Origin of the sequence: Paenibacillus sp. 2TAB26, from assembly GCF_052115145.1 — a bacterium.
GTDB lineage: Bacteria > Bacillota > Bacilli > Paenibacillales > Paenibacillaceae > Pristimantibacillus.
On record NZ_JBFRGC010000036.1, the window covers coordinates 1 to 23,570 of the forward strand.

A 23,570-nucleotide genomic window follows, 5' to 3' on the forward strand; every position below is an offset into this window, starting at 1 on the left:
GTGTCGAGGTAGGAGCTAGGTTGCGAGATTAGTCTACCAATTCCTAACGAACTCAGTAGACGCTACTGGGCAGGAAATTGTGTTTTAAGAACGCTAACGAACTCCAGTGGTGTTATTGCTCAAAATGATGTCCAAAAGTGAGGTAACTTGGGTAAATAGGGAGTGTGTGGTTCGTTAGAAAATAAAACAAGCCTAATTTGATCAAATAGCGCCTGTTAAGTTCGTTAGAATACGTTTAGGGATGAGTGAGTAGGCTTACCAGATGCGTTTATTAAACGTGGATGGAGACTCATTCCATACTATTAATAAACTCCGTAATAATGTCTACCGTCTTTCTTCAAAAGCCCCCGTTCCACTATTTGCGGAGAGGGGGCTTCGTTACAATTGTTATTCGGTTAGTCAACTAGGCAACAACGCCGCGTTTGGTATCAAATGCTTCGTATTGCTTCTCTACGATGATGTTCTTGAGAATTTGTACAGTTTGCCAAACATCTGCATAGGTCGTGTAGAGAGCAACTGGTGCAAGGCGCACGACGTTCGGAGAACGGTAGTCGGGGATGACATGATTTTGCTTCAGAGCTTTGCATATTCGAATCGCCTCATCGTGCTCCAAGCTGATATGGCCGCCGCGGCGGTCATCCTCTTGTGGATTTGCAAGCACATAACCAAGACCCGGCAGCTCATGATTAATTAACTCAACCATGTAGCGTGATATATGCAGTGACTTCTCGCGAATTTGTTCGATCGAAGTCATTTCAAAAATTTCCAATGCTCCAATGAGCGGTGCGATGCTGAATATATGCGGCGTTCCGATTTGGTAAGCGCCTGCAGTGTGCTCGACTGTTAAATTGTGCTCCATATCGAATTGCTTGCTTTTATTAGAGCTGTACCAACCCGTTAAACCAGGAACACGGCCAAAATGCTTCTTGTTCACATAAAGAGAGGCAACGCCGCCCGGTCCGCCATTCAAATATTTATAATTGCACCACAGCGCAAAATCCACGTCCCAATCACTGAAATAGTGAGGAATAGAGCCTACCGAATGACAGCCATCAAACCCAATTATAATACCACGAGCATGTGCTTCTGCTGTTAGACGTTTAATATCTAGTAATTGTCCGCTTCTATATAGAACGGTAGGAAGCAGTATAACAGAGATCTCCTCGGACATTGCTGCGATAATATCCTCTTCTTCAATCATCCGGCCATCACGGCTGGCTACACGAACCAGATGTGTCTCGGGATCATACCCTTTTAGGCGAAGCTGGCTTTGCAGAGCATAAATGTCGGTCGGAAAATCGAGATCAGTTGCCATTATTTTCGTACGATTGCCTGATGGATGATAGAAGGTCGACACAAGCTGATGAATATTCGTCGATGTAGAACCTGTTATAATCACTTCCTCCGCATCTGCCCCGACAAGGGCAGCCATCTGTTTGGAAAGGGATTCAGGCAAGAAAAACCATGGGCGCTCGCCCTGGGTCCAACCATCGATCGTTTGTGTTTTCCAAGACTCAAGCATCTCAAGCATCGTTCGTTCAGCGCGTTTGGAAATGAGGCCAAGCGAATTTCCGTCTAAATAAATCATGCCATCAGGTACATAAAACTCTTCGCGCAAATGTGCCAGCTCATCCATATGATCTAATTGTTTGGCGTACTCTAACGAATAATCCTGCGTAATCGCTTTCAATTATGTCACCTCTTCTTGAGTAAATTCTACTATTGTTTAGATAACTATATTATAATTATGACATGGTGTCAATATTATTCAAAATGGTGTACAATCAACAAAAAGAGTCGATCAAGTGGCGTGCGTAAATCGTCTTAACATTCATACTCACTTCAGTATATGACGCATATATAAAAACTTAGTAAATAATATGCGATTTATGCGTCTTATATAATTATATATTGCGTACTAATTATTTATATGTTATGTATTATATAGATTCAAATCATAACAGGGGGTAATGGTAATGGAGGTTGGAGTAGGCATTAGCGGCACGGGTAGAATTGGCAGATTACTTATACGCAGAGCTTTTTCCAAAAAAATGAAAGGACTGAGGGTTAAAGCGGTCAACTCAACCTATCCTGTTGAGACCATTGCACATTTATTAAAATATGACACGGTACATGGCATCTGGGATGCAGATGTATCTGTACAAGATGGAGATCTCCTGATTAATAATAATAAGATTAAATATTTGACGGAAAAAGATCCTTCGCGGCTTCCTTGGAAGGAGCTTGGCGTAAGGCTGGCAATTGATGCGACGGGTAAGTTTACTGATCGTGAAGGTGCATCAAAACATATTGCGGCAGGTGCCGAGACGGTACTGATTACTGCTCCTTGCAAGGGAGCCGACCTTACGGTTGTGATGGGAGTTAACGAGCATCGCTTTGATTCGAATCGACATCGCATTATCTCCGCAGCCTCTTGTACGACAAACTGTGTTGCTCCAGTGCTAGATGTGCTAGATCAAGCTTACGGCATAAAGCAGGCATGGATGACTACGATACATTCCTACACCAGTGATCAGAATCATATGGACAATCCTCACAAAGATCTTAGACGTGCGCGTGCATGTGCACAATCCATTATCCCCACTTCAACGGGAGTAGGTAAAGCGCTTACTGATGTACTGCCGCACTTAGCTTCGCTCGTTCAAGGTATCTCGGTACGTGTTCCGACTCCTAATGTATCGTTAGTTGACTTGACTGTTCATCTGGACAAAAAGACTTCATATGAGGAAGTAAAACAAGCTTTTGTATTTTCCGCTGCGACGAGCTTAAAATCTTATCTTGATGTAGTCGATATACCGCTTGTTTCATCGGATTACATTGGAAATGAATTTTCAGCTATTATCGATGGTTCATCTCTTATGGTGAGCGGAGACCAATTAAAGGTTTTGGCATGGTATGACAATGAGTGGGCTTATTCCTGCAGAGTCATGGATTTGGCACAATGGGCATGCAATCCACATTCTATCGGAGGTGTAGAGGGATGGAAACAAACCGCTGCAAGGTAAAAATGGGAGTGATACTCTGTAAGCATTGCGATTCAGTCATTGATACCTTGGATACTGAAAAAGTAACGGTCTATTACTTGGAGTGCGGTCAAGCCAATTGCACGAATTACAATTCCGGGAGAAAACAAGGAGGCACGAGTGATGACGAGCAATAGAGTGCTGTTCTTTCATGAAGGCAACGCAGGGATGAAGCATTTGCTCGGAGGAAAAGGTGCGAATTTAGCAGAAATGACGAATGCCGGACTTCCAGTTCCTCCTGGGTTCACAGTTACAACGGAGGCTTGCAGAGCTTATTATGCTGGAGGGCAGCTTTTGCCGGAAGGTCTATTCGTGGAAATCCGGAATGCTTTAATGAAAGTGGAAAAGCTGAAAGGACAATCATTCGGCGGGGATGAGAATCCACTGCTGGTATCAGTCCGATCGGGCTCGGTTAATTCAATGCCTGGAATGATGGACACTATACTTAATCTAGGACTGAACGATGTAACGGTAGAGGCGCTTGCTCGTCAAACGGGAAATCCGCGTTTCGCTTATGATTGTTATAGAAGGCTCATCCAAATGTTCGGCAACGTCGTATTTGAAATCGAAGGTTTATATTTTGAATCACTGCTGCATCAATTGAAGCTAAGCAGATCTATAGAAGATGATAAGGATTTGCCGGCAGAGGCTTGGATGGAATTGATTGTTTCCTATAAACAGTTAATAGAAGCTAAATCGCGAAAAACGTTTCCGCAAAATGTTTACACCCAGCTTGAGCTAGCCGTCGAAGCGGTATTTCGTTCGTGGAACAATCACCGGGCAATCGTCTATCGGAAAGCGTATAACATTCCAGATTATCAAGGAACAGCAGTAAATATTCAATCGATGGTGTTCGGCAATATGGGGGATAACTGCGGAACAGGCGTATTGTTTACCCGGAATCCTTCAACGGGCGCCAAGATGCTCTACGGGGAGTACTTGATCAACGCCCAAGGTGAGGACGTTGTCGCTGGCGTGCGAACACCTCTGCCGATTGCAAAGCTGGAGCAGGAAATGCCAGCAGTATTTAAACAACTTGTAGAAACAGCCGCAAAGCTGGAAGCTCATTATAAGGATATGCAGGATATTGAATTTACGGTGGAGAACGGCTCACTGTTCATTTTGCAGACACGAAATGGGAAAAGAACGGCACAAGCAGCGGTTAAGCTAGCTGTTCATTTTGCCAAGGAAGGCATACTGAAGCGGGAGGAGGCGCTCGCTCGAATAGAGGTGGAGCATTTGGATAAATTGCTTCACCGAGCAATTGATGAGGATGCTAAGCTGGATGTGCTGGCAACGGGACTGCCAGCCTCGCCGGGAGCAGCTACAGGGCAAGTTGTTTTTGATGCTGACAAGTCTGAGGAATGGGTGCGCGAAGGTAGAAGGGTTGTGCTTGTTAGCGCAGAGACAAGTCCGGAAGATATTCACGGCGTAATCGCTGCCGAAGGCGTGCTAACAAGCCGCGGGGGGATGACAAGCCATGCCGCCGTCGTGGCTCGGGGAATGGGCAAGCCATGTGTATGCGGCTGCGAGGAAGTTCGCATCGATAAAGATGATGCGTTATTCACTGCCGGCGAAATCACGGTACGTGAAGGCGATTGGATTACGCTGGACGGTTCCACTGGACGCGTAATTTTGGGCGGAGTGACGCTCAAAGAACCAGAAATTAGCGTGGAGCTGGAGGAGCTGCTCGAATGGGCGGATGAAGTCCGCGATTTGGCCGTTCGAACGAATGCCGACACACCGGAGGATGCCGAGAAAGCAAGAGCATTCGGCGCAGAAGGCATCGGTCTATGCAGAACGGAGCATATGTTCATGTCCGCGGAGCGCTTGCCTGTCGTTCAAGCCATGATCCTAGCAGATACGAAGGAGGAGCGGCAACGAGCACTCGATTTGCTTCTCCCGATGCAGCAAAGCGATTTCGAAGGTATATTTACCGCGATGGATGGTTTTCCTGTAACAATAAGGTTGCTCGACCCACCTTTACACGAATTTTTACCGCATTTGGAGGAGCTGGTCGTGAGACAGCAGAAAATACTCCTAGTTGCAAATGTTCACGAGCATGTCAGCGAAAAGCAAGCATTGGATGCTCTTATACGCAAGGTGCGCAATCTGCAAGAGATGAACCCGATGCTTGGACAACGAGGCTGTCGTTTAGGTATTCTTTTTCCCGAGATTTACGAAATGCAAGCCATTGCGATATTCCATGCTGTAGTGAATTGTAAAAATAGAGGCATTCACGTTTTACCTGAAATTATGATTCCTCTTGTGGGGCATGCGAACGAGCTGAAAGTGATGCGATTGCTTGTTGAAGGTGCTGCTGATACGGTGCTTGGCCCAGATAATGAACACATATCATATAAAATAGGGACGATGATCGAGGTGCCTAGAGCGGCGTTAACCGCAGACAAAATTGCCGAGCATGCTGACTTTTTCTCTTTTGGTACAAATGATCTGACACAAATGACCTTCGGCTATAGTCGGGACGATGCGGAGGGCAAGTTTCTTAGTCATTATGTTGACCATGAGATATTACCTGTAAATCCATTTCAGGTGCTGGACACCGAAGGGGTTGGCCTCTTAGTCGAATGGGCTGTTCAGAAAGGCCGATCGCTTAAACCGCAGCTCAAAACAGGCATTTGCGGGGAGCATGGCGGGGATAAGGAATCGATCTTTTTCTGCCACAACGCGGGATTAGATTATGTCAGCTGTTCCCCTTACCGGGTGCCTCTGGCAAGAATAGCTGCGGCTCAAGCTAAGCTGAAATTCGGAAAACAATGATGCACAATGAGCAGCAATATTTAGTCATTTGCTCTGACTCAATTGGCGAAACCGCCGAGGCGGTTGCTCAGGCGACCATTCGTCAATTTAACCCAGAGCAAGTTACGGTCAGGCGGTTCAGCAATATACGAAGCGTAAATGAGGTTCGGCAAGTTGTTAAGGAAACGGCAGAAAAGGGTGGTTTTATCGCTTATACGCTAGTCCAGCCTGAACTGCGCGAGATGATGAAAGCAGAAGCCACACGATTTCAAATTCGCGCAGTGGACATTATGGGTCCGATGCTTCAGGCGTTTGTGGACACGTATGGAAATACACCTAAACGACAACCGGGCCTGCTCCATGAAATGAATGAGGATTACTTTCGGAGAATAGAAGCGATGGAGTTTGCTGTCAAATATGATGACGGTCGGGATGCCCGCGGCATGCTGCAAGCCCAGGTCGTTCTGATTGGCGTATCCCGTACATCAAAAACGCCGTTAAGTATCTATTTGGCGCATAAAGGCATAAAATCCGCGAACTTGCCCATCATGCCAGAGGTCAATTCACCTATGGAGCTATTCAAAATTCCAAGCCGCCGCATCATTGGACTTACAATGGATGCTGAGCATATTCTTAATATCCGCACGGAGCGGTTGAAAGTGCTTGGACTTCCTACGGGGTCCCAATATGCAACATTTCAGCGTATTATAGAAGAGCTCGAATACGGGCAAGCGTTAATGAAGCAATTAGGCTGCGTCATTATCAATGTGACGAACAAAGCGATAGAAGAAACGGCTGGACTTATTATGGACTATATTTAATTTTACAAAAAACGGGACTGTCCCTTAAGGTCTATGACCTTGAGAGACAGTCCCGTTTGCATTTTACTCTGAACAGGGCACCAATAACGCTTGAAGCTCATATACCCATTGAAAAATGCCTGTAAAAATAACCGATTGGACAATAAATGCTAGTTCAGCATCATATTTCGTTTTTGCATCATTTATCATATTTTGCATGGCCAATGGTTTTTGCTCTTCGGAGCAATAACCATAAATATACGTTCCGGCTGGCAATGCGGCCATATCGTCTGCCTTAGCGGGCCACTTTTCACAGACAGCAAAGAGGACAGATTGGTTTTCAGACTGCTGCTCTAATGTGGTTAAGATAAAAACGGTATGTTCGAAAATAAATGAATCTCCCTCGCCGTCACTGCTATATTGCAGGAGCAGATCTTGCAGCAGCTGGAAATTTTCAATGCTCGGCTGCTGGATAGAAGGAAACGTTAAGATCATTCTTTTTGGAATCATTTTGCTTGAAAAAATATGATCGGAAAGCTGCTCAGGTATGAGTGTCGTACGCGTTTCATACTGTTCTCTCAAAGCTAAAAGCAATTTTTTAGTTTGTTGCAGCTGTTTAATTTCCTGATCTATTTTATCTTCAGTCGCTATCAGACAAGGAATAATATATTCATAATGGTCATTTGCGAACAACTCTTTAATATCGTTTAATGGCATACTTCGTTGTTTGCAAAAGTTAATCACGTTCAGATAAACCAATTCCTCATCTGAATAATAGCGATAACCTGTGTGAACATCTACTTTTGCAGGCTTCAACAAGCCAATTCTGTCATAATGCCGTAAGGTTTCTATGGTCGTGCTGCTTCGTTTGGCAGTTTCTCCGATAGAGTAGTATGTCCTCATGTCAATCTGCTCCTATTGACTCTTATGTTACACAAGAGTTTATGATTTTCATTGTAAATAAATTCGATTGATTATACAAACAAGAGCTAAACAGCATGAATCTAGAAAGGAAGAAATTCCAATTGAACAAATGGTATAAGCTCGATAATGCTGCAAAGCTTTTTCCATCCGTTACGAATACAAAAAACACTTCAGTTTATCGAATTTCAGCCGTATTGAAGGATAGAATAGATGCTGACGCCTTGCAAAAAGCGGCTGATACTGTATTTGATCGTTTTCCGATGTTTACCGTTAAGCTACGTAAAGGTGTGTTTTGGAATTACTTGGATGAAAATACGGAGAAAATTGTGATAGAAGAGGACGAGCAGTATCCATGTCGGGATATTGATCCAAATACGAACAACGGCTACTTATTTAAGGTTTTATATTATCAAAATAGAGTATCGATTGAAGTTTTTCATTCCCTTACGGATGGCAATGGAACCATTGAATTTTTAAAATCACTTTTATACTATTACCTCATATATTTGGGGAAAAACATCGATCGCGAAGGGAAAATTTTGCTCGCGGATACTGGAGTGGATGTACTTGATATGGAGGATAGCTTTCGCAGGTATTACAAGGATTGTTATGTTGAACGAGTGATAACGAGCAAATCTTATCATGTTAAAGGTACACGCTTTGAGCATTTCGGAAACAATGTGGTGCACGGCGTTGTTAGTGCTTCTGCATTGAATGCACTTGCCAAGCAAAAGGGCTGTACGATAACAGCGTATTTAACGACATTGCTCATTTACTCTATTTATCAAACAAGGATTAAATTTAGTGAGCAAAATGCCCCGGTGGTCATATCAATTCCAGCCAATTTACGCAAAGCCTTCCCGTCGCGAACGCTTCGTAATTTTTTTGGCGTTGTAAATATCGGAATAAAAGTAACCGAGGACGCTTCATTTGATGAGCTCATTATTCGAGTAAATGAAATGTTAAAGCAGAAAACTGGAAAAGAAAATTTGCAAAATATTATTTATAACAATGTAGCGCTCGAACGCAACAAAGCTACTCTTTTTATTCCGCTGTTTCTCAAAAGCTGGTTTGTTGATTTTGGTTTTCGCACATTAGGAGAAAGCAGAAGAACGATGACGTTATCCAATGTTGGCAACATCATTTTGCCGCAGCAAATGTATGACTATATCGACGTTATTGAGGCTGTAGTCTATCCATCGAATAAAAGCCCAGTAAGCTGCGGCGTCTGTACCGTTAATGATAAGCTGACGATTACGTTTACAAGAAGTATTGTAGAAGCCGATATACTGCAATATTTTTTCTCTTATTTAGCGGATCAGGCTGGGCTTGACGTGAGAGTATATTCAAATGATTGGGGGAGGAATGGATGTGGTTATGCAATCGATGCAATGTGAGTGTTGACGATCAGCACGACTATTGTCCGTTATGCTCGAGGCCTCTTGGGAATCGCGGGAATAGTGCGTCAGAGTACCCCTCCTATGCAAAATTACATCAAGAAACAGCCGTATTTACACGTACGAAGCTATTTTTGTTTTTAACGATATCGGCTATTGTACTCTCGATTACGATTAATTTATTAACGTTGCAGCTTAATCCTAAATTGTGGTCTGCGATTGTGACGACCGGGTTAATCTATGCATGGGTGATCGTAAAAGATACGATATTGTCAAAGGCACATATCGGCAAAAAGATATTGTTTCATTACGCGATTTTAGCGCTTTTTTTACTCGTAATCGATGTTTTTGTAGGGTTTATGAAGTGGTCAACCACCTATGCCATTCCACTCTTTGGTATGGCAGCGACTTTTATGATGACTTTGCTCGCCATTATAAAAAAATCTTTATGGCATAATGATATCGGTTATTTATTAGCGATGTTTTTTATCAGCCTATGTCCTGCGATTTTATTTATTTTTCAATTAGCGGATGTCATTTGGCCAAGTGTGGCAGCGATTGTGTACTCATTGCTCACGATCATCGGCATGATTATTTTTTCGGATCGGCAATTTAAAGAGGAAATAAAGAAACGGTTTCATTTTTAAAAGGTTTGTTTTGAAAGGATTATTTCATATCATTGAAGAGGAGGGGCAGATTTCAAAATCATGCTCCTTTTTTTGTTACATATTGACAATTAAATTGTACTAGTGCAATAATACAACCAAGAGATAAGGCAGGTGATGTGTACGTGCTACATTTTTATGAATTAAAGCTAAACAACAAGGAGCCCGTATACGTGCAGGCCGCATTGTATGTGAAGAGGCAAATACTGCTGGGGAAAGTTGAATCGGGAGATAAGCTGCCGTCTAGGCGAGAAATAGCTGCACAACTGAACATTAATCCGAATACAGTGCAAAAGGCTTTTAAGCTTATGGAGGACGAAGGATATGTTCGCACGAGCAGTACGCTCGGCAGTGTCATTTATGTAGATGAGGCGATCTTAAAGCAAATTGAAGCTGAGCTGACGGATGAGTTAGTGAAAGCGTTTATTGGCTCCGCTAAGGAGATTCATTTGTCGTTCCAACAAGTCATTTCCCTCATTAGCGAGCGTTGGGAATAGTTTTTTTTGGCGTATCTGTACTACTACTATAATACAATTGAGGTGGTATTATGAGAACCTTTTATCGACTGCTGCAATATGAATTTTCAACCTGGTTGAAAGCGATAATGTTGCTTTGCACAGCTGTAATCGTTATCCCTCTTTATCTGCTCCACATGTTTGTCAAAGACTATGGTGAATATACCGTTCACGAGCGCTATGAACATATTTATGCCTCTTCAGGCTGCATCATCGTATTCCTCCTATGCATAGCAGCAGCATGCGGATTTTTCTTGAAGACGATTTATGCAGGTTATTGGGGCAGTAAAAGTATATACATGTTTTTATCACTGCCTGTAAGGCGTGAATCGATTTATTTTAGCAAAATCGTTGTTTTTGTCATTTGCTTGCTCATGCTGCTCGGGTCGCAGCTAATTAGCATAAAGCTTGGATACGATGTGGTATCGGCGAAGTTTGCGAGCTATGGTGAAGGCCGCTTTTCGATGACAAATGGACTTTTTTTAGCTGTTATCCGTTCTGATTTTTTTCGAATCATCATGCCATTAAACCTAAGCAGAATCATATCATCAGCAAGTATTTTATTTATGATTACAACAGCTCTATATTACGGGGCTTTATGCGAACGAAGCAAAAGGTACTGGGGTTTAGTCGCTATTGGAGCCGCGGTTATAGTGGGAATTAAAGTGCTGAGCTATCGAATGAGTGAATCCTATTCTTATGCAGCACCAAGTCATTTGTATATTAGCAGTTCAATTATGCTTATTTTAAGTGGATTATTCATATGGCACAGCATCAAGCTAATAAAAAAAGCAGCTATCGCTTAAGAAAGGGATGGGATCGCTATGAAAAAGCTGAAAAATCATGCAGTTCTTGTTGCTCTAATTGCAGCGATAGCTGTCATAGGGATAATGTCCGGCAGTATCTACGCGAAGAAGGATCAAGGGACATTTTATTTAAAAGATTTGCAGGGTTCACGTCAAGCAATTGAGGATGCAGTCATAAGTGGAGAGCTGAAGGATGGGAGCCATCGCACTAGCTTCCGTATTGAGAAAGGTCAAGTGAAAACGAGTACCGTGTTATTTGAGCAGATGCAGCAGCAAACCCCAAAACGATTTATTCCGGGAAATGCTAAAATAATGAATGGCATTGAATATGATATTTCGAATACTGGACCGCTTTTTGAAATCGTTGCTCGTGATCGAAGGAACACGATTCCCATTCCTATCGGTACGGCAACGGTTAACCCGCCTGTTCATTATAATAGAGCGGATCAGAAGGATAATAGCGTCACTTATACGAATGCTCTCGAATATGGACTTGCCAAAATTGGCGATAACGTATATTTTACATTGCCAACGACAACGCATTACATAGGAGAGAACGGAATCTATGAGTTAAAGTTTTCAGATAATTGGGGTTATCGAGGCATAACCGGAGACACAGGCCTGAAGCCGCGTACCGTGGCAACCTTCAGCCTGGATAAAAACAAAGACAATCCAAATTCAAGCATTGAAATTCTTGGATTAGAAGCCGTTGGCAGCAGCTTGGCATTAATTACAGTTGAAGATAACCAGCTTATTACTCGTGCATATGACAGTATCAGCGGGAAGCAATTAGGTGAGACAATAGTTCCTCATTTTTACTTGGCAGGACGGGATCGAGCGAGCTCTTTCAATAATCCGAGCGGGGATACCTATTATGAAAACTATGAAGCATTTAGCGATCACGATCAGAACACGCTAAATCTGAGTTTTAGCCGATCCTCTTCAGCAGAGGATGCTGTTGCCAATAATAATAAAACAATGTTTAGCTTTCATTTATCGAGTGAAATGAAATTAAACGAAACGATAAAAGAAAGCTTTGCGGACGGAGAAGAGGACAATTTCAGCGGTATGCTCGCGATGAGCTATCGTAACGATAAGTTATATGTCGTCAAAACAATGAGAAGCAAGCCTAAAGATGAAAGTCAGCTTCAATATGATATTGTGCTTCCTAAACGATTTATGATTTATGTGTATCAAGCCTCTACATTGCTCTACAAAGGCGAGCTTATGACTGATCTGAATGACGATAATATTAGAGCGATGAATCTATCGCCGCTGCCAGGCGGGTTTGGATACAGCCAATCAGAGTATAGGTATTACGATAACCTCAAGATTGAATAAAAGGTTTGCAGGCAGGAGGGGCATGGATGATCGAGCTGAAATATGTGGAAAAGCGCTATCCTGGAAGCAGTGAGTACTTATACGTGGATAGCTTAACGATAAACAAAGGTGAAATCGTTGGTATTCTTGGCGGTAACGGCAGCGGAAAAACAACATTGCTGAAGGCGATTATGGGAATCGGAGAAATTCAGAATGGTACCATAACAGTAGAAGGCAGACCAGTAACGGAGCAATATGACAACATTGCATTGATTACAGAGGAAGGCAGCTTCCTTCCTGATCTGACACCCGTTCAGTATGCAGAGTTTTTGGCTGGCTTTTTCCCTAGATTCAATAGAAAACATTTTGACAAGCTGATCAGCTTCTATGAGCTTGAACCGCAGCAAAAAATCAAAACATTCTCCAAAGGGCAAAAGCTGAAGCTTGAAATTTGTGCGGGGTTTGCTAAGGACGCAAAATATATGCTGATGGACGAACCTTTTCAGGGCAAAGATATGTTCACTAGAAAGGATTTTTTAAAGCTGATGGTTTCCAATTTAAAAGGCGATGAGACGATCCTGCTCACGACACATTTAATAGAAGAAATTGAGCATGTTATCGACCGTGCCATTATTGTTCATAAGGGCAGAATAAAAGCGGACTTTTATGTAGACGAGATGAGAGAACAAGGCAAAAGTATAAGTGATGTCATGTCTGAGGTTATTGGCTACAAAGAGAATAAATATAAGGAAGCTTTGGATAATTCATTTCCCGAGAAATAGTTGAAGATGCTTTCTAGTATGAATGCCATATTTTAAAAATTAGCTTTAATTATTATTAATTGTGTTCACTATTTTTTGCAATAATTCTTCTCTATTGGACCAATGAATGTAATGCTCAGAATCAGAAATAGTTTCTTGCTTACTAAGGCTGGACCATTGTAAAAGCTGTCGCTGCACTTTCGCCCACTCGTGTCCGCTATCTGAAGATAAAATAAGCAGCGGAGTGTCTTTTAAGTAACCGCCATCTAATACAGCACGAGCATTCTCATTCATATTTTTTATGACACTCAAATTATTGGACTCTCCAATATGATTATAATACATGGATAAATCAATGGCTTTCCATTCGATTGGGAGCCGTTGATTACGTATGTTCTCAGCGGTAAATGGAAGTAAAATGCCTATATTTCCTAAAGCTCTAGCTATTCCAGTTACACGCAGACCTGCCATAAAGCGATTTATCAAATAGGGCTGCAACTCCCCAGCATTTGCATAATATTCAGGGCTGCCGCCATCTAATAAAATGATTTGCTCAACTTCATCAGGGTATCGTTGTGCAAAACGAAGCACCTCTAATGATGCGAGCGAGTGTCCAATTAAAACATAGGGCGCGGTTTCATTTGATTTTTTAAGCAATTCATGCAGTTCATCAACTAATGTATCAATCGTTCTTGGGATATGTGTTTGCTCGCTCCAACCAAAACCAGCATGGTCAAAACTTACGGTTCTCGCATATTGTTGCAGTTCGTTTTGTAAGTAGTAAAAATCGGTAAAAGCATTAGGCGTACCAGACCCAGCAACAAAAACAATGGTTCGGCTACCAGCAGTTCCAACACTGTATACGTGCATGTCATGCGAGTTTATTGTATATCGTTTTCCTTGCGGCAAAAACATTTGTGATTCTTTATTCATCATATTGTATTGCCACATTCCTCCTATTAATAAAAGAACGACAACGGACACTACGATTTTCATTATGACTTTTAATTTTTGTTTACGAGTTTTTTTGTTCATGGTTGATCCTTTATCGATTTTGAAATTTGTTCAGTTGTTTACTTTTTCGTTCCATAATTAGTATATTATAGCATTTTCGTTTGGGCATAACTACAATGCTATTTTCTAATTAAACGTTAAGACCTATGATCAGCCTGTGTGTCTCTTCAGAATAATCTTTCAACCAACATAAGAGGGGGATTGAAATGACCGGTTATTTGCGAGGGCAAATTGCAAAAATGGCGAATGTGAATATCGAAACGTTAAGATACTATGAGAATCATGGTCTAATTCCGGCGCCGATGCGTTCTGAATCAGGTTATCGGATGTACTCTGAGGAAGTATTAAGTCATCTTACGTTTATAAAAAATGCTAAGGCTTGTGGTTTTACGTTAAAAGAAATCAAAAAAGCATTAACAAAGTCTAGCAGCAGTCAAATTAGTCTCGCTGATTTTTTGACTGTGATCGATAAAAAAATGGATAAAATCCGTTTAGATATGGAACGGCAAGAACAAACATTAGCAATGCTCGCAAGCTTGAAAACAAATCTGCAAGCAGAAGAAAAGCACCCGGAAACGCAGCAAACACTTCACATCCTTCACATGGAATCTTAGCTTGACGTTGTACTATGCTACAGGCTGTAAACTTACGTTATTAAGCCTGTAGGAGGAGTATTACATGGAAAAAACGAGTATCGAACAGCTTACAGCGATTAAACATTTTTTAAAACAAACGAGCAATTTTAGTGAAATGCCAGTGGAGAAAATACGAAATGAAATGAACAATACCGCAGCTGCAATGCAAATGAATACGGATATTATTGTCCAAGAGGTAGTAATCGGAAACCTATATGGTGAATGGATTACTCCTGCCAATTTAACTGTAGATGTGAAGAAGGTCATTCTTTACTTCCATGGCGGTGGTTTTATAGCAGGCACTTGTGCATTCTATCGTGATTTGACAGCAAGAATAGCGAAATCCAGTGGGGTGAAAGTGCTTGTCATTGAATATAGACTTGCACCGGAGCATTCGTATCCAGCTGCAAACGAGGATTGCCTTACTGCCTATCGTTGGTTGTTTGAAAACGGTTATTCCGCTGCTAATATGCTATTTGGCGGAGATTCGGTAGGCGGAAGCCTTGCGCTTATGACCTTGCTTTCACTTCGAGATCAAGGAGAGATGCTTCCAGCTGGTGCTTTTCTCATCTCCCCGCATACGGATCTAGTTCATCTGGATGGTGAATCCTACATGACTCGATCGGAGCTTGATCCTACAGGGAGCTTGGAGGGCAATCGCAGGATATTGAACACATATTTAGGCAACAGTACGGATGATATCCTGCTCTTATCCCCCCTTAGAATGAATTTGAGCGGGCTGCCCGATTTGTTTATCCAAATAGGCGATCATGAAGTTCTGTTAAGTGATTCTACACGGTTTACGGATCAAGCAAGAGCAGCAGGTGTCGCTGTTACGCTGGAAGTATGGGATCAGATGTGGAGTGTATTTCATTTTCTCGCCTACATGCTTCCGGAAGCGCAGCAGGCTATCGACCATATTGGTCATTTTGTGAAAAAGAAGCTGTCTTAAAATCTTTATTTTTTCATCTTGTTTAACGAACTGGAGGAGAAATGGATAACATTCAATATTTATCGCAATTCAATTTGCTTCATTCACTCACAATAGAAGACTTGATAGAGATGGATGAAATGACCTCTATTACCGTTATCCCGAAAAAGACATTTATTCAAACACCGGAATCTTTTTCAGAAGGGCTTTATTTTGTGAAAAAGGGAAAGGTTCGTTTATATAAGCTGAGTGAGGAAGGCAAGCAATTTACTTCGGATATATTGGGTGAAGGAAATGTATTTGGCGAGATGAATATCATTTCATTTGGTACGCGGGATCACTATATTGAAACGATTGAAGAAAGCCATATTTGTTTGATGAGTAAAGATAGGTTTGAAAATTTTTTAATGCAGCGGCCACGCTTCATGATGAACTTATTACAGGTATTAAGTGATCGAATTAGTGCGATGAGTCGATTAACACAAAATTTAGCTCTAGGAGGTCTTCATGATAAAATTTTGCATGTTCTCATGAAGCTTTCTGAGCAATTTGGAATTACGAGCATGGATAGGGATGAGTATTGCAAAATTGATTTTCCTCTTTCACATCAAGAAATTGCAAATCTGGTTGGAGCGACAAGAGAAGCGGTAACGGTAGCCTTACAAGAGCTTTCGGAACAAAAACACATTAAGACAGGTTTTAAAACCATCTACATCCATAAAAAAATGTTGTTGCTAAGCTAGGTTATGTAGAAAGGGTTGTAAACTAGATTACATCTTCGCTTATAAATAAGAAGTATGATTGGCGTACTTCCAATTTTAAATGTCGTATAAGCGAGGGAACCGTGTTATGAATAATGAGAAAGCGATGGTCATTTCTGACTCCATTTTATACCGCAAAGGTGCAAGAAAGTTGAGCGATATTCCAAATGAAGTGATAGAACTGATTCATATGGGGAAACTGGAGACGGTCAATTTGACGGAATGGCTCGTTGTCGATCATATTGTACTGCTGCAAAATGTACTAAACGAGCTTGGTTTGGATCAAGAATCCGATCCCATTCTGGATAGGCTGAAACATTTGAACGAGAAAAAAATTATGAAAATCATACCTGCTATCGCAAAGGAATGGCTTAGCTTATTCGCTCGACTAGCAGAAGAAGAGCAGTCTAAACTTTACGACAAATTAGCTGCTCATCCATCAGACAGTGTTCGCTGCTGGGCTGCTTTTATTATCGGAGTGGATCAACGTTTAAGTTTAGTAGAGAAGCTTGCATCGATTCGTCCTTTTGCGGCAGATCACCATTTTGGCGTTCGCGAAATTGCTTGGATGGCTCTAAGGGAATCCATCTCCAATGATTTAGTGGGAGCACTTCATTTACTCGAAGATTGGGTGCGTGATCATGATGCGAATATTAGAAGATTTGCCATTGAATCCACTCGACCGCGAGGCGTATGGGCTAAACATATTGCTGAGCTGAAAGAAGATCCTGCTATGGCTCTTTCTCTATTAGAAGCTGTGAACAGCGATGTAGCCAAATATGTTCAGGATTCAGTAGGCAACTGGATGAATGACGCTAGCAAAACTAATCCTGAGTGGGTAAGAGCTATTTGTAATGACTGGTTGGAGCGCTCAAAGGCGAAGGAAACGAAAAAAATTGTAGCAAAAGCGATAAGAAGCTTGCCGGTGTTACGCTAAGCCCAGTAATGAGGAAAAAGTTTATACATATTCAAACAATAGGGCTATCCTCAAGTAGTGTTATCTACTTTATGGGATAGCCCTATTCACCATTTAAAAACCGTTTAGAAGTAGTTGAGCGGATGACAAGTTCGGGTTCCAAGTGGACCGTCTTAATCATGTTTGGAGCATCGATAAGTTCAAGAATAGTTTTGGCTATTGCCGCTGCGATGGAGGAGAGGGCAACACCTACGACGGTCATTGGAACCTCAAGATTCTCCATCTGCGGAAGATTGTCGTAACTAACGACAGAAACATCATGAGGGACGGAGAGGCCGAGTTCACTGACGGCGCGAAGGATGCCGCGAGTTAGATCGATACCGCCGCTTATGACAGCTGTTGGTCGAAGAGGACGATCCATCATCATTCGTGCAGCAATATAACCATCGTGAAATTCTAAACCGTTCATTTGGAGAATGGAATCATCTGTTAAACTCAGCCCATGATGTCTAATCTCTTCTTGAAAGGCTTCGATTTTTACAGCTTGCAGCGGGTCATGCGACTTCGGTTCCCCGATGTATGCTATTTCTTTATGACCTAAATTTGCCAAGTGACGAACCGCTAGCCGAATGGCTTGACCACGGTTAACATCGACTGCGGAATAGGGCGTATAGTCAGCGGCACCATAGGTGAGAATTGGGATTTGCATGGCGCTGGAGTCGATTGGATTAGGTTTATTATCCCTGTCTCCAAAGGCGAGTATGGCATCCACTTGATAGCGGCGAAAAGTTTCGATCGCTGATTCGATGTTGCTAATAGACAGCAACGTGATATAGCCGTATTTCTCGAGCTCCTCATTAAGCTGTGTAAGAAGGGATGATAGGGCTGCACGTTCTATTGATGGCCATACGATGCCAATCGCGCCGCTTTTTCTCGAGACGAGACTTCGAGCAGCAATATTGGGTTGATAACCCATGTCTTTGGCGATGGAAAGGATATGCTGTTTCGTTTTATTTTGTACGAGCGGGCTGTCTCTAAGTGCCTTGGATACTGTAGAAAAGCTGACGCCTGCACGCTCTGCGATATCTTTGATGGTTACCATAGCTTCCCTCCGAAAGGAACTTTAACGACTATTATCATAAGTCATACATCCTATCATAGTCCAATTATTATGCAAATGAAAGCGGTATAATTGGTGTAGACAGTATGGGTTTATTGCGATATTATGAAAAATAACAACGTTGTTATTTTGATTATAAGGTGGTTTTCTCATGTTTAATTTAACAGATACCGTATCCGTTGTAATCGGTGGAAATGGTGTTCTTGGCAGTGCCATGGCTTCTGCACTGGCTGAAGCAGGATCAAAAGTAGCCATCGTTGGCCGCGATATGGAGAAAGCAAAATTAGTATGCAATCAAATAAATAGCAGCGGCGGAACGGCGATCTCTTTGCAAGCAGATGCAACAAAAAAAGATGAACTAGAAGCGGTGCTGAACGATATTCTGCAATGGGGAGGCCCTTGTAAATGCTTCAGGAACAAACAGCCCCACACCTTTTTTTGATTTGGAGATGGATGAATGGGATCGAATTATGGACGTCAATTTAAAGAGTGTCGTGCTGGCTTGCCAAGTGTTCGGTAAACAAATGATTGAACAGGGCAGCGGCGGCTCCATTATCAATATCTCTTCTGTTTCCTCATCACCACCGCTCTCTCGCGTGTTTACTTACTCAGCATCGAAGGCAGGAGTTAACAGCATCACGCAATTTTTAGCACGCGAATTTGCGCCAGACCGCGTAAGAGTTAACGCTATTATTCCAGGTTTTTTCCCGGCGGAGCAGAACAAAAAAATACTTTCACCCGAAAGAGTAGAGTCGATTATGCAGCATACGCCAATGAATCGTTTCGGAAACCCGGATGAGCTGAAGGGCGCGGTTGTTTATTTGGCTTCATCCAAAGCGTCTTCATTTGTTACCGGCTCATTCCTCCGCGTGGATGGCGGATTTGGTGCGATGACGATATGACATGACCGCGTTTACAGCTAAAGGGAACGGATAACAACGACTGCATTTGAACACATAAGGCGCATAAAGCTTTGGGGGAAACGGTTGAAACCAATAAGAGAGGGGAAAAGAAAATGAGTACTCAAACCATTGCAAGCCTAGCAGATATTAAAGCGACGGTTGATCGTTTAGCTATGAGCACGCCTGTTACGGATATGCATACGCATCTATATGCTCCTGAATTTGGGGAACTGCTTTTATGGGGCATTGATGAGCTGTTAACTTATCATTACTTAATTTCAGAGTCGTTCAGATGGTCAGAGGAGGAGTACAGCCAATTCTGGTCGATGACAAAGCGCGAGCAGGCGGACTGGATATGGAAGCAGCTGTTCATTGATCATTCTCCTGTAAGCGAAGCTGCAAGCGGATTTATTACGATTCTTAAACGTCTTGGTTTCGATGTATCCTCACGCAATCTGGACGATTACCGGCAAGCACTTGCGAAGCGTACGGTAGAACAGCAGGTAGATACGGTCATGCAAATCGCTGGAATTGAGAAAATCGTCATGACGAACGATCCGTTTGATCCTGTTGAACGTCCCGTTTGGTTGTCAGGAAAAGGAAAAACGGATGCCCGTTTCTATGCGGCGCTGCGAGTTGATGCGCTTCTTAATGATTGGGATCATGCGGTGAAAGAGCTGCAAAATCTTGGTTATGATGTACAAGCAGAATGGTCTGAGCGGACAAAGGCAGAAACAAGACGTTTTCTCTCGGAATGGATTACTCGGATGGATGCGCTTTATCTTGCTGTGTCGATGCCTGGTGATTTTGAATATCCAGCCGATGATCATCGAAGCAAGATGATTGATGAGGTTATGATCCCTGTATGCCAAGCAAAAAGTATTCCGTTTGCGTTAATGATTGGCGTTCGCAGACGGGTGAACCCATCACTCAGATTAGCAGGCGATATGAGCATGCTGTCTGATGTATCTGCAGTGGAAGCTTTATGCCGCCGTTACCCCGAGCAGAAGTTTCTCATCACGATGCTGGCAAGAGAAAATCAACATGAATTAACGGTGCTTGCCCGTAAGTTCCGGAATCTGATGATATTTGGCTGCTGGTGGTTTCTGCATATTGAATCGATGGTTGAGGAAATGACACGTTTCCGCATAGAGCTTCTAGGCACTTCGATGATTCCTCAGCACTCCGATTGCCGTGTGTTTGAGCAATTGATTTACAAATGGGAGCATTCCAGAAAAATCATTGGCAATGTTCTTGCAGCGAAATACGAGAAGCTGCATCATAGTGGATGGACGGTGACGGAAGAGGAGATCAAGCGGGATCTGGATGATATGCTGAATCAAAACTTCTGGCGTTTTCTAGGCAGGTAGTAAATCATTTAAGTTTATCCGTTAAAAAAGTTAAAGGTGATTCTATCCGTAAAATGCGGTGTGGATCACCTTTTCTTATGGCAATGGCGGATATGGAAACACTGGAAATATTGCTCAAAATAACTATTGAAATCGATTTCATTTTTTGCTATATTATTAAATATCAACTTGATAGCGCTTTATTTGTTTATATCTGACAAAATTTATAGCAAAGGTCGAATCTTATGGATGTTAATATCGTTGATGTAGCTAAAGCGGCAAAGGTATCACCGACTACTGTCTCGCGCGTGTTAAACAATAACCCGCTCGTTAAGAACAAAACGAGGGAAAAGGTTCTCATGGTTATTGAGCAGATGAACTACGTTCCCAATGCTGCAGCCAAAAATCTACGCCAGCAAAAAACGTTTACTATTGGAATAATTGTGCCTGATATTATGGTTGCCTATTACTCTAATTTAGTAAAAGGAATTCAGAACAAGGCGCATTTGGAGAAATTTAAAGTCATTATCTGCGACACCCAAAACAGCAGAGAAATTGAGCTCGGATATCTTCAAATGTTAACGAACAGAACGGTTGACGGCATGATCCTAATTGAGTCGTTACTGCCGAAAGAGACGGTTATGGAGCTGCTCGACAGAGGATATGTTATAGGATCTATTGGACGCAGCATTCTGGATTCCAGAATTTATAACGTCCAAACGAATACGACAGAGGTTGCCATGCACGTGGTTGAGCATCTCATCGAGCAGGGGCACAAAGATATAGCATTCATAAGCGGCTATAATGATGCTATCGATAGCTTGGATCGTCTGGAAGGCTATATCAAAGGATTAGAAAAACACGGCATTCCTTTCCGGCCAGAGCTTGTGGAAAATGGCGATTTCAACAAAAAAGGCGGATACTCAGCTTTAAAGCGCCTTTGGGATGCAGGGCAGAAGTTCACAGCTGTTTTTTCTGCCAATGATGAGATGGCATTAGGCATTTATGCCGCGTGCAGAGAAGCGAATGTAAGAATCCCTCAGGATCTAGCTGTTTTTGGCGTAGACAATGAAAGAGTTTCGAGATATTTGGTACCTCAGCTTAGCACGGTTAATCAATTGAAGATTGAAATGGGCTATGCTGCTGCGGAAATGCTTATCAAGAAAATTAAGGGTGAGATGGCGGAGGACGATGAGCGTATTGTTGTTGTTGATTCTCAGCTGTGCATTCGTGCTTCTTCTAATTATAAAAGAGTGCAATCATAATTTCAGATTATGAATATCTCTTTTTCACAAAATGAAATCGATACCATTTTAAAATATAGCCGCTTTGCATACTAGAGACACGACTTCCATGTTCTCGTATGCGACAGCAACCATTTATGAAATCGTTTTCAAAAAGTAATGCCTAACCTTAGGTACATGCAAGTGTATCCATATATCATTTGAAAAAAAGGGGATAGTGAAATGAACAGTAAGAAAATATTTTCATTATTACTGGTATTGTCGTTATTCGTCACCGTATTAGCTGCCTGTTCGGGCGGAAACAACAAAACAAATGAAGGATCTACTTCTACTGCTACGAATAAGCCGACAGAGGACAATACCAAGGCAGAAGAGACGCCATCATGGCAAACAGAGAAAATTACATTAAAGTTTGCAAGCTGGGAAGACCCGAAGATGGAAGGCGAAATGATGAAAGCCTTCATGGCAAAATATCCGAATATTACAGTAGAGAAAGACGAAACGATCAACTGGCCTTGGACAGATGCTTTGACTGCAGCAGCCAGCGCGAGCAAATTGCCTGACGTGTTCTGGGTAGAAAGTGTACCTGTAGGCGTAGAGAACGAATGGCTGCTCGATCTGTCACCATATTGGGATCAAGATGAGGAAACGCAGGCTATTTATCCGAATATTGCGAAGCAAGCGGTTTATGGCGGCAAGCGCCTAGCATCGCCTACTTTCCAGTTTATTATGGGTGTCTATGTGAATAAAACGCTGCTTGAGAAAAACAACATTCCGCTTCCTGGATATAATTGGACCATTACAGAGATGATCGACATCGCCAAGAAGGTATCCAAGCCTTCGGAACATATTTATGGGATTTCAGGCCCGTGGGGCAATCTATCTTTCAATGAACACTGGCCAATGGCGAATAATAGTGCGCTAGGCTATAACACATTTGACGGTGAGAAATTCCATTTCACGAATCAGCAGTGGATCGATGGCTACAACCAACAGCTTGAGCTTCGCAGGTTGAAAGTGGAAGAAAAAATGACTGGCGAAGAAAAAACAAAAGTATTCGGCGAAGAAGGAGCTTGGCCGCTGCAGAAAGGGCATGTCGCACTCGGAATTGACGGTTCTTGGAATATGAATTCCTTGCCGCCGGAAATGGAAAAGTCGGGAGCTGGCGTCGTAGATTTCTATCCATACCCAGCTGGCAATGCGGGACAAAAGATGCCTGTAGTCCTTGACTATATCGGTGTATCCTCCACAACCAAACATCCAGAAGCTGCTTATGAGCTGATGAAATTTATGTCATGGAGCAAGGACGGCTGGCTGAAGCGTCTTGAGCTGAACAAGGAATTGAACATCAATATCGATAAATTCCCAGTTGCTGATTTCCCTGAGGTATGGGAGAAGCTGACGGGCGAGCTGAAACTAGACGGTGCGAAAGCAGCCATTGGATTGCTCGGCGATGCAGTTCCAGATTATAACAAGGTTCTTCCGGGCTGGAGAGAATTCAGTGCTTGGGCATCCGATGAACAAAAAATATATGAGAAGTTCGCAAACGGTGAATTGAAGCCTGCTGATAAAGCGAAAGAAATGGAAGACAAAGCAAATGAGTTCGTAGGTCAAGCGCTGCAAAGATTAAGTCAATAATACTGATTGACCGTAGATGCGGAAGAAGCTATATGATCTTTCGCATCTGCGGCATTAATGAAGCATAG

21 protein-coding genes and 1 pseudogene are annotated in these 23,570 nt (G+C 42.4%); 18 read left to right on the top strand and 4 right to left on the bottom strand.

Going from position 1 to position 23,570, the window contains the following annotated elements; all coding sequences use genetic code 11:
• Positions 1 to 403: 403 nt before the first annotated feature.
• Positions 404 to 1,690, bottom strand: a complete 1,287-nt coding sequence (gene kynU, locus AB4Z50_RS30635; protein WP_441885298.1) for a kynureninase — start codon at positions 1,688 to 1,690, stop codon at positions 404 to 406.
• Between the two features lie 286 nt (positions 1,691 to 1,976).
• On the opposite strand from kynU, the gene gap reads away from it, so the two are divergent.
• From gap to AB4Z50_RS30655, 4 genes are read left to right on the top strand one after another with little or no spacing between them, the layout of a single operon-like run.
• A complete protein-coding gene (gap, locus tag AB4Z50_RS30640) occupies positions 1,977 to 3,026 on the top strand; it encodes a type I glyceraldehyde-3-phosphate dehydrogenase (protein ID WP_441885300.1) in 1,050 nt (349 codons plus the stop codon).
• A 2-nt stretch (positions 3,027 to 3,028) separates the two neighbouring features.
• The gene (locus AB4Z50_RS30645; protein WP_441885400.1) at positions 3,029 to 3,181 is read left to right on the top strand and encodes a GapA-binding peptide SR1P; all 153 of its coding nucleotides are present in this window, start codon (positions 3,029 to 3,031) and stop codon (positions 3,179 to 3,181) included.
• Positions 3,168 to 5,825, top strand: coding sequence for a pyruvate, phosphate dikinase (ppdK, locus tag AB4Z50_RS30650; protein ID WP_441885302.1), 2,658 nt, complete (start codon positions 3,168 to 3,170; stop codon positions 5,823 to 5,825). Before AB4Z50_RS30645 ends, ppdK begins: the two co-directional genes overlap by 14 nt.
• Positions 5,825 to 6,625 (top strand): pyruvate, water dikinase regulatory protein, encoded by an 801-nt coding sequence (locus AB4Z50_RS30655; RefSeq protein ID WP_441885402.1) that lies wholly within the window; start codon positions 5,825 to 5,827, stop codon positions 6,623 to 6,625. The genes ppdK and AB4Z50_RS30655 overlap by 1 nt, the downstream gene beginning before the upstream one ends.
• Before the next feature lie 63 nt (positions 6,626 to 6,688).
• Here AB4Z50_RS30655 and AB4Z50_RS30660 read toward each other — a convergent pair whose 3' ends face one another.
• Entirely contained in the window at positions 6,689 to 7,507 is an 819-nt protein-coding gene (locus tag AB4Z50_RS30660) for a MerR family transcriptional regulator (protein WP_441885304.1), read from the bottom strand.
• Between the two features lie 122 nt (positions 7,508 to 7,629).
• On the opposite strand from AB4Z50_RS30660, the gene AB4Z50_RS30665 reads away from it, so the two are divergent.
• The 6 genes from AB4Z50_RS30665 (at position 7,630) to AB4Z50_RS30690 (ending at position 13,013) form a co-directional block, all read left to right on the top strand.
• Complete coding sequence (locus tag AB4Z50_RS30665; protein ID WP_441885306.1) at positions 7,630 to 8,925, top strand: alcohol acetyltransferase; 1,296 nt, start codon at positions 7,630 to 7,632, stop codon at positions 8,923 to 8,925.
• Positions 8,898 to 9,572 carry a DUF6320 domain-containing protein gene (locus tag AB4Z50_RS30670; protein WP_441885308.1) on the top strand — a complete coding sequence of 225 codons (675 nt, stop codon included), beginning with the start codon at positions 8,898 to 8,900 and terminating at the stop codon, positions 9,570 to 9,572. The genes AB4Z50_RS30665 and AB4Z50_RS30670 overlap by 28 nt, the downstream gene beginning before the upstream one ends.
• Positions 9,573 to 9,763: 191 nt before the next feature.
• Positions 9,764 to 10,087, top strand: a complete 324-nt coding sequence (locus AB4Z50_RS30675) for a GntR family transcriptional regulator (RefSeq protein WP_339203820.1) — start codon at positions 9,764 to 9,766, stop codon at positions 10,085 to 10,087.
• Between the two features lie 50 nt (positions 10,088 to 10,137).
• Positions 10,138 to 10,911 carry a hypothetical protein gene (locus AB4Z50_RS30680; protein ID WP_441885310.1) on the top strand — a complete coding sequence of 258 codons (774 nt, stop codon included), beginning with the start codon at positions 10,138 to 10,140 and terminating at the stop codon, positions 10,909 to 10,911.
• Between the two features lie 18 nt (positions 10,912 to 10,929).
• Positions 10,930 to 12,252, top strand: a complete 1,323-nt coding sequence (locus tag AB4Z50_RS30685) for a hypothetical protein (RefSeq protein WP_441885312.1) — start codon at positions 10,930 to 10,932, stop codon at positions 12,250 to 12,252.
• A 26-nt stretch (positions 12,253 to 12,278) separates the two neighbouring features.
• Positions 12,279 to 13,013, top strand: a complete 735-nt coding sequence (locus AB4Z50_RS30690; RefSeq protein ID WP_441885314.1) for an ATP-binding cassette domain-containing protein — start codon at positions 12,279 to 12,281, stop codon at positions 13,011 to 13,013.
• Positions 13,014 to 13,058: 45 nt separating this feature from the next.
• On the opposite strand, the gene AB4Z50_RS30695 is transcribed toward AB4Z50_RS30690, so the two are convergent.
• Positions 13,059 to 14,027 (bottom strand): alpha/beta fold hydrolase, encoded by a 969-nt coding sequence (locus tag AB4Z50_RS30695; protein ID WP_441885316.1) that lies wholly within the window; start codon positions 14,025 to 14,027, stop codon positions 13,059 to 13,061.
• Positions 14,028 to 14,212: 185 nt separating this feature from the next.
• On the opposite strand from AB4Z50_RS30695, the gene AB4Z50_RS30700 reads away from it, so the two are divergent.
• The 4 genes from AB4Z50_RS30700 (at position 14,213) to AB4Z50_RS30715 (ending at position 17,270) form a co-directional block, all read left to right on the top strand.
• Positions 14,213 to 14,620, top strand: coding sequence for a MerR family transcriptional regulator (locus AB4Z50_RS30700; protein WP_441885318.1), 408 nt, complete (start codon positions 14,213 to 14,215; stop codon positions 14,618 to 14,620).
• 64 nt (positions 14,621 to 14,684) lie between these two features.
• Positions 14,685 to 15,593 carry an alpha/beta hydrolase gene (locus tag AB4Z50_RS30705; protein ID WP_441885320.1) on the top strand — a complete coding sequence of 303 codons (909 nt, stop codon included), beginning with the start codon at positions 14,685 to 14,687 and terminating at the stop codon, positions 15,591 to 15,593.
• A 41-nt stretch (positions 15,594 to 15,634) separates the two neighbouring features.
• Complete coding sequence (locus AB4Z50_RS30710) at positions 15,635 to 16,315, top strand: Crp/Fnr family transcriptional regulator (RefSeq protein ID WP_441885322.1); 681 nt, start codon at positions 15,635 to 15,637, stop codon at positions 16,313 to 16,315.
• Between the two features lie 106 nt (positions 16,316 to 16,421).
• Positions 16,422 to 17,270: a HEAT repeat domain-containing protein gene (locus tag AB4Z50_RS30715; RefSeq protein ID WP_441885324.1), complete on the top strand. Its 849-nt coding sequence runs from the start codon at positions 16,422 to 16,424 to the stop codon at positions 17,268 to 17,270.
• Positions 17,271 to 17,352: 82 nt separating this feature from the next.
• Here the strand turns inward: AB4Z50_RS30715 and AB4Z50_RS30720 are convergent, their stop codons facing one another.
• Entirely contained in the window at positions 17,353 to 18,351 is a 999-nt protein-coding gene (locus AB4Z50_RS30720; RefSeq protein ID WP_441885326.1) for a LacI family DNA-binding transcriptional regulator, read from the bottom strand.
• 169 nt (positions 18,352 to 18,520) lie between these two features.
• Between AB4Z50_RS30720 and AB4Z50_RS30725 the strand changes: the two are divergent.
• The 4 genes and pseudogenes from AB4Z50_RS30725 (at position 18,521) to AB4Z50_RS30740 (ending at position 23,502) form a co-directional block, all read left to right on the top strand.
• A pseudogene (locus AB4Z50_RS30725) lies at positions 18,521 to 19,271 on the top strand (SDR family oxidoreductase).
• A gap of 113 nt (positions 19,272 to 19,384) precedes the next feature.
• Positions 19,385 to 20,641: a glucuronate isomerase gene (locus AB4Z50_RS30730; RefSeq protein ID WP_441885328.1), complete on the top strand. Its 1,257-nt coding sequence runs from the start codon at positions 19,385 to 19,387 to the stop codon at positions 20,639 to 20,641.
• Between the two features lie 224 nt (positions 20,642 to 20,865).
• On the top strand, positions 20,866 to 21,885 hold the full coding sequence (locus tag AB4Z50_RS30735; protein WP_441885330.1) for a LacI family DNA-binding transcriptional regulator: 1,020 nt from the start codon (positions 20,866 to 20,868) through the stop codon (positions 21,883 to 21,885).
• Positions 21,886 to 22,086: 201 nt separating this feature from the next.
• Positions 22,087 to 23,502, top strand: coding sequence for an ABC transporter substrate-binding protein (locus AB4Z50_RS30740; RefSeq protein WP_441885332.1), 1,416 nt, complete (start codon positions 22,087 to 22,089; stop codon positions 23,500 to 23,502).
• Positions 23,503 to 23,570 lie beyond the last annotated feature (68 nt).

What these genes read in the sequence shown, in the direction of transcription:
- gap (WP_441885300.1), top strand. Translation starts at nt 1,977, where the DNA reads ATGGAGGTTGGAGTAGGCATTAGCGGCACGGGTAGAATTGGCAGATTA.
- AB4Z50_RS30645 (WP_441885400.1), top strand. Translation starts at nt 3,029, where the DNA reads ATGGGAGTGATACTCTGTAAGCATTGCGATTCAGTCATTGATACCTTG.
- ppdK (WP_441885302.1), top strand. Translation starts at nt 3,168, where the DNA reads ATGACGAGCAATAGAGTGCTGTTCTTTCATGAAGGCAACGCAGGGATG.
- AB4Z50_RS30655 (WP_441885402.1), top strand. Translation starts at nt 5,825, where the DNA reads ATGCACAATGAGCAGCAATATTTAGTCATTTGCTCTGACTCAATTGGC.
- AB4Z50_RS30660 (WP_441885304.1), bottom strand. Translation starts at nt 7,507, where the DNA reads ATGAGGACATACTACTCTATCGGAGAAACTGCCAAACGAAGCAGCACG.
- AB4Z50_RS30670 (WP_441885308.1), top strand. Translation starts at nt 8,898, where the DNA reads ATGTGGTTATGCAATCGATGCAATGTGAGTGTTGACGATCAGCACGAC.
- AB4Z50_RS30680 (WP_441885310.1), top strand. Translation starts at nt 10,138, where the DNA reads ATGAGAACCTTTTATCGACTGCTGCAATATGAATTTTCAACCTGGTTG.
- AB4Z50_RS30685 (WP_441885312.1), top strand. Translation starts at nt 10,930, where the DNA reads ATGAAAAAGCTGAAAAATCATGCAGTTCTTGTTGCTCTAATTGCAGCG.
- AB4Z50_RS30690 (WP_441885314.1), top strand. Translation starts at nt 12,279, where the DNA reads ATGATCGAGCTGAAATATGTGGAAAAGCGCTATCCTGGAAGCAGTGAG.
- AB4Z50_RS30695 (WP_441885316.1), bottom strand. Translation starts at nt 14,027, where the DNA reads ATGAACAAAAAAACTCGTAAACAAAAATTAAAAGTCATAATGAAAATC.
- AB4Z50_RS30700 (WP_441885318.1), top strand. Translation starts at nt 14,213, where the DNA reads ATGACCGGTTATTTGCGAGGGCAAATTGCAAAAATGGCGAATGTGAAT.
- AB4Z50_RS30705 (WP_441885320.1), top strand. Translation starts at nt 14,685, where the DNA reads ATGGAAAAAACGAGTATCGAACAGCTTACAGCGATTAAACATTTTTTA.
- AB4Z50_RS30710 (WP_441885322.1), top strand. Translation starts at nt 15,635, where the DNA reads ATGGATAACATTCAATATTTATCGCAATTCAATTTGCTTCATTCACTC.
- AB4Z50_RS30715 (WP_441885324.1), top strand. Translation starts at nt 16,422, where the DNA reads ATGAATAATGAGAAAGCGATGGTCATTTCTGACTCCATTTTATACCGC.
- AB4Z50_RS30720 (WP_441885326.1), bottom strand. Translation starts at nt 18,351, where the DNA reads ATGGTAACCATCAAAGATATCGCAGAGCGTGCAGGCGTCAGCTTTTCT.
- AB4Z50_RS30730 (WP_441885328.1), top strand. Translation starts at nt 19,385, where the DNA reads ATGAGTACTCAAACCATTGCAAGCCTAGCAGATATTAAAGCGACGGTT.
- AB4Z50_RS30735 (WP_441885330.1), top strand. Translation starts at nt 20,866, where the DNA reads ATGGATGTTAATATCGTTGATGTAGCTAAAGCGGCAAAGGTATCACCG.
- AB4Z50_RS30740 (WP_441885332.1), top strand. Translation starts at nt 22,087, where the DNA reads ATGAACAGTAAGAAAATATTTTCATTATTACTGGTATTGTCGTTATTC.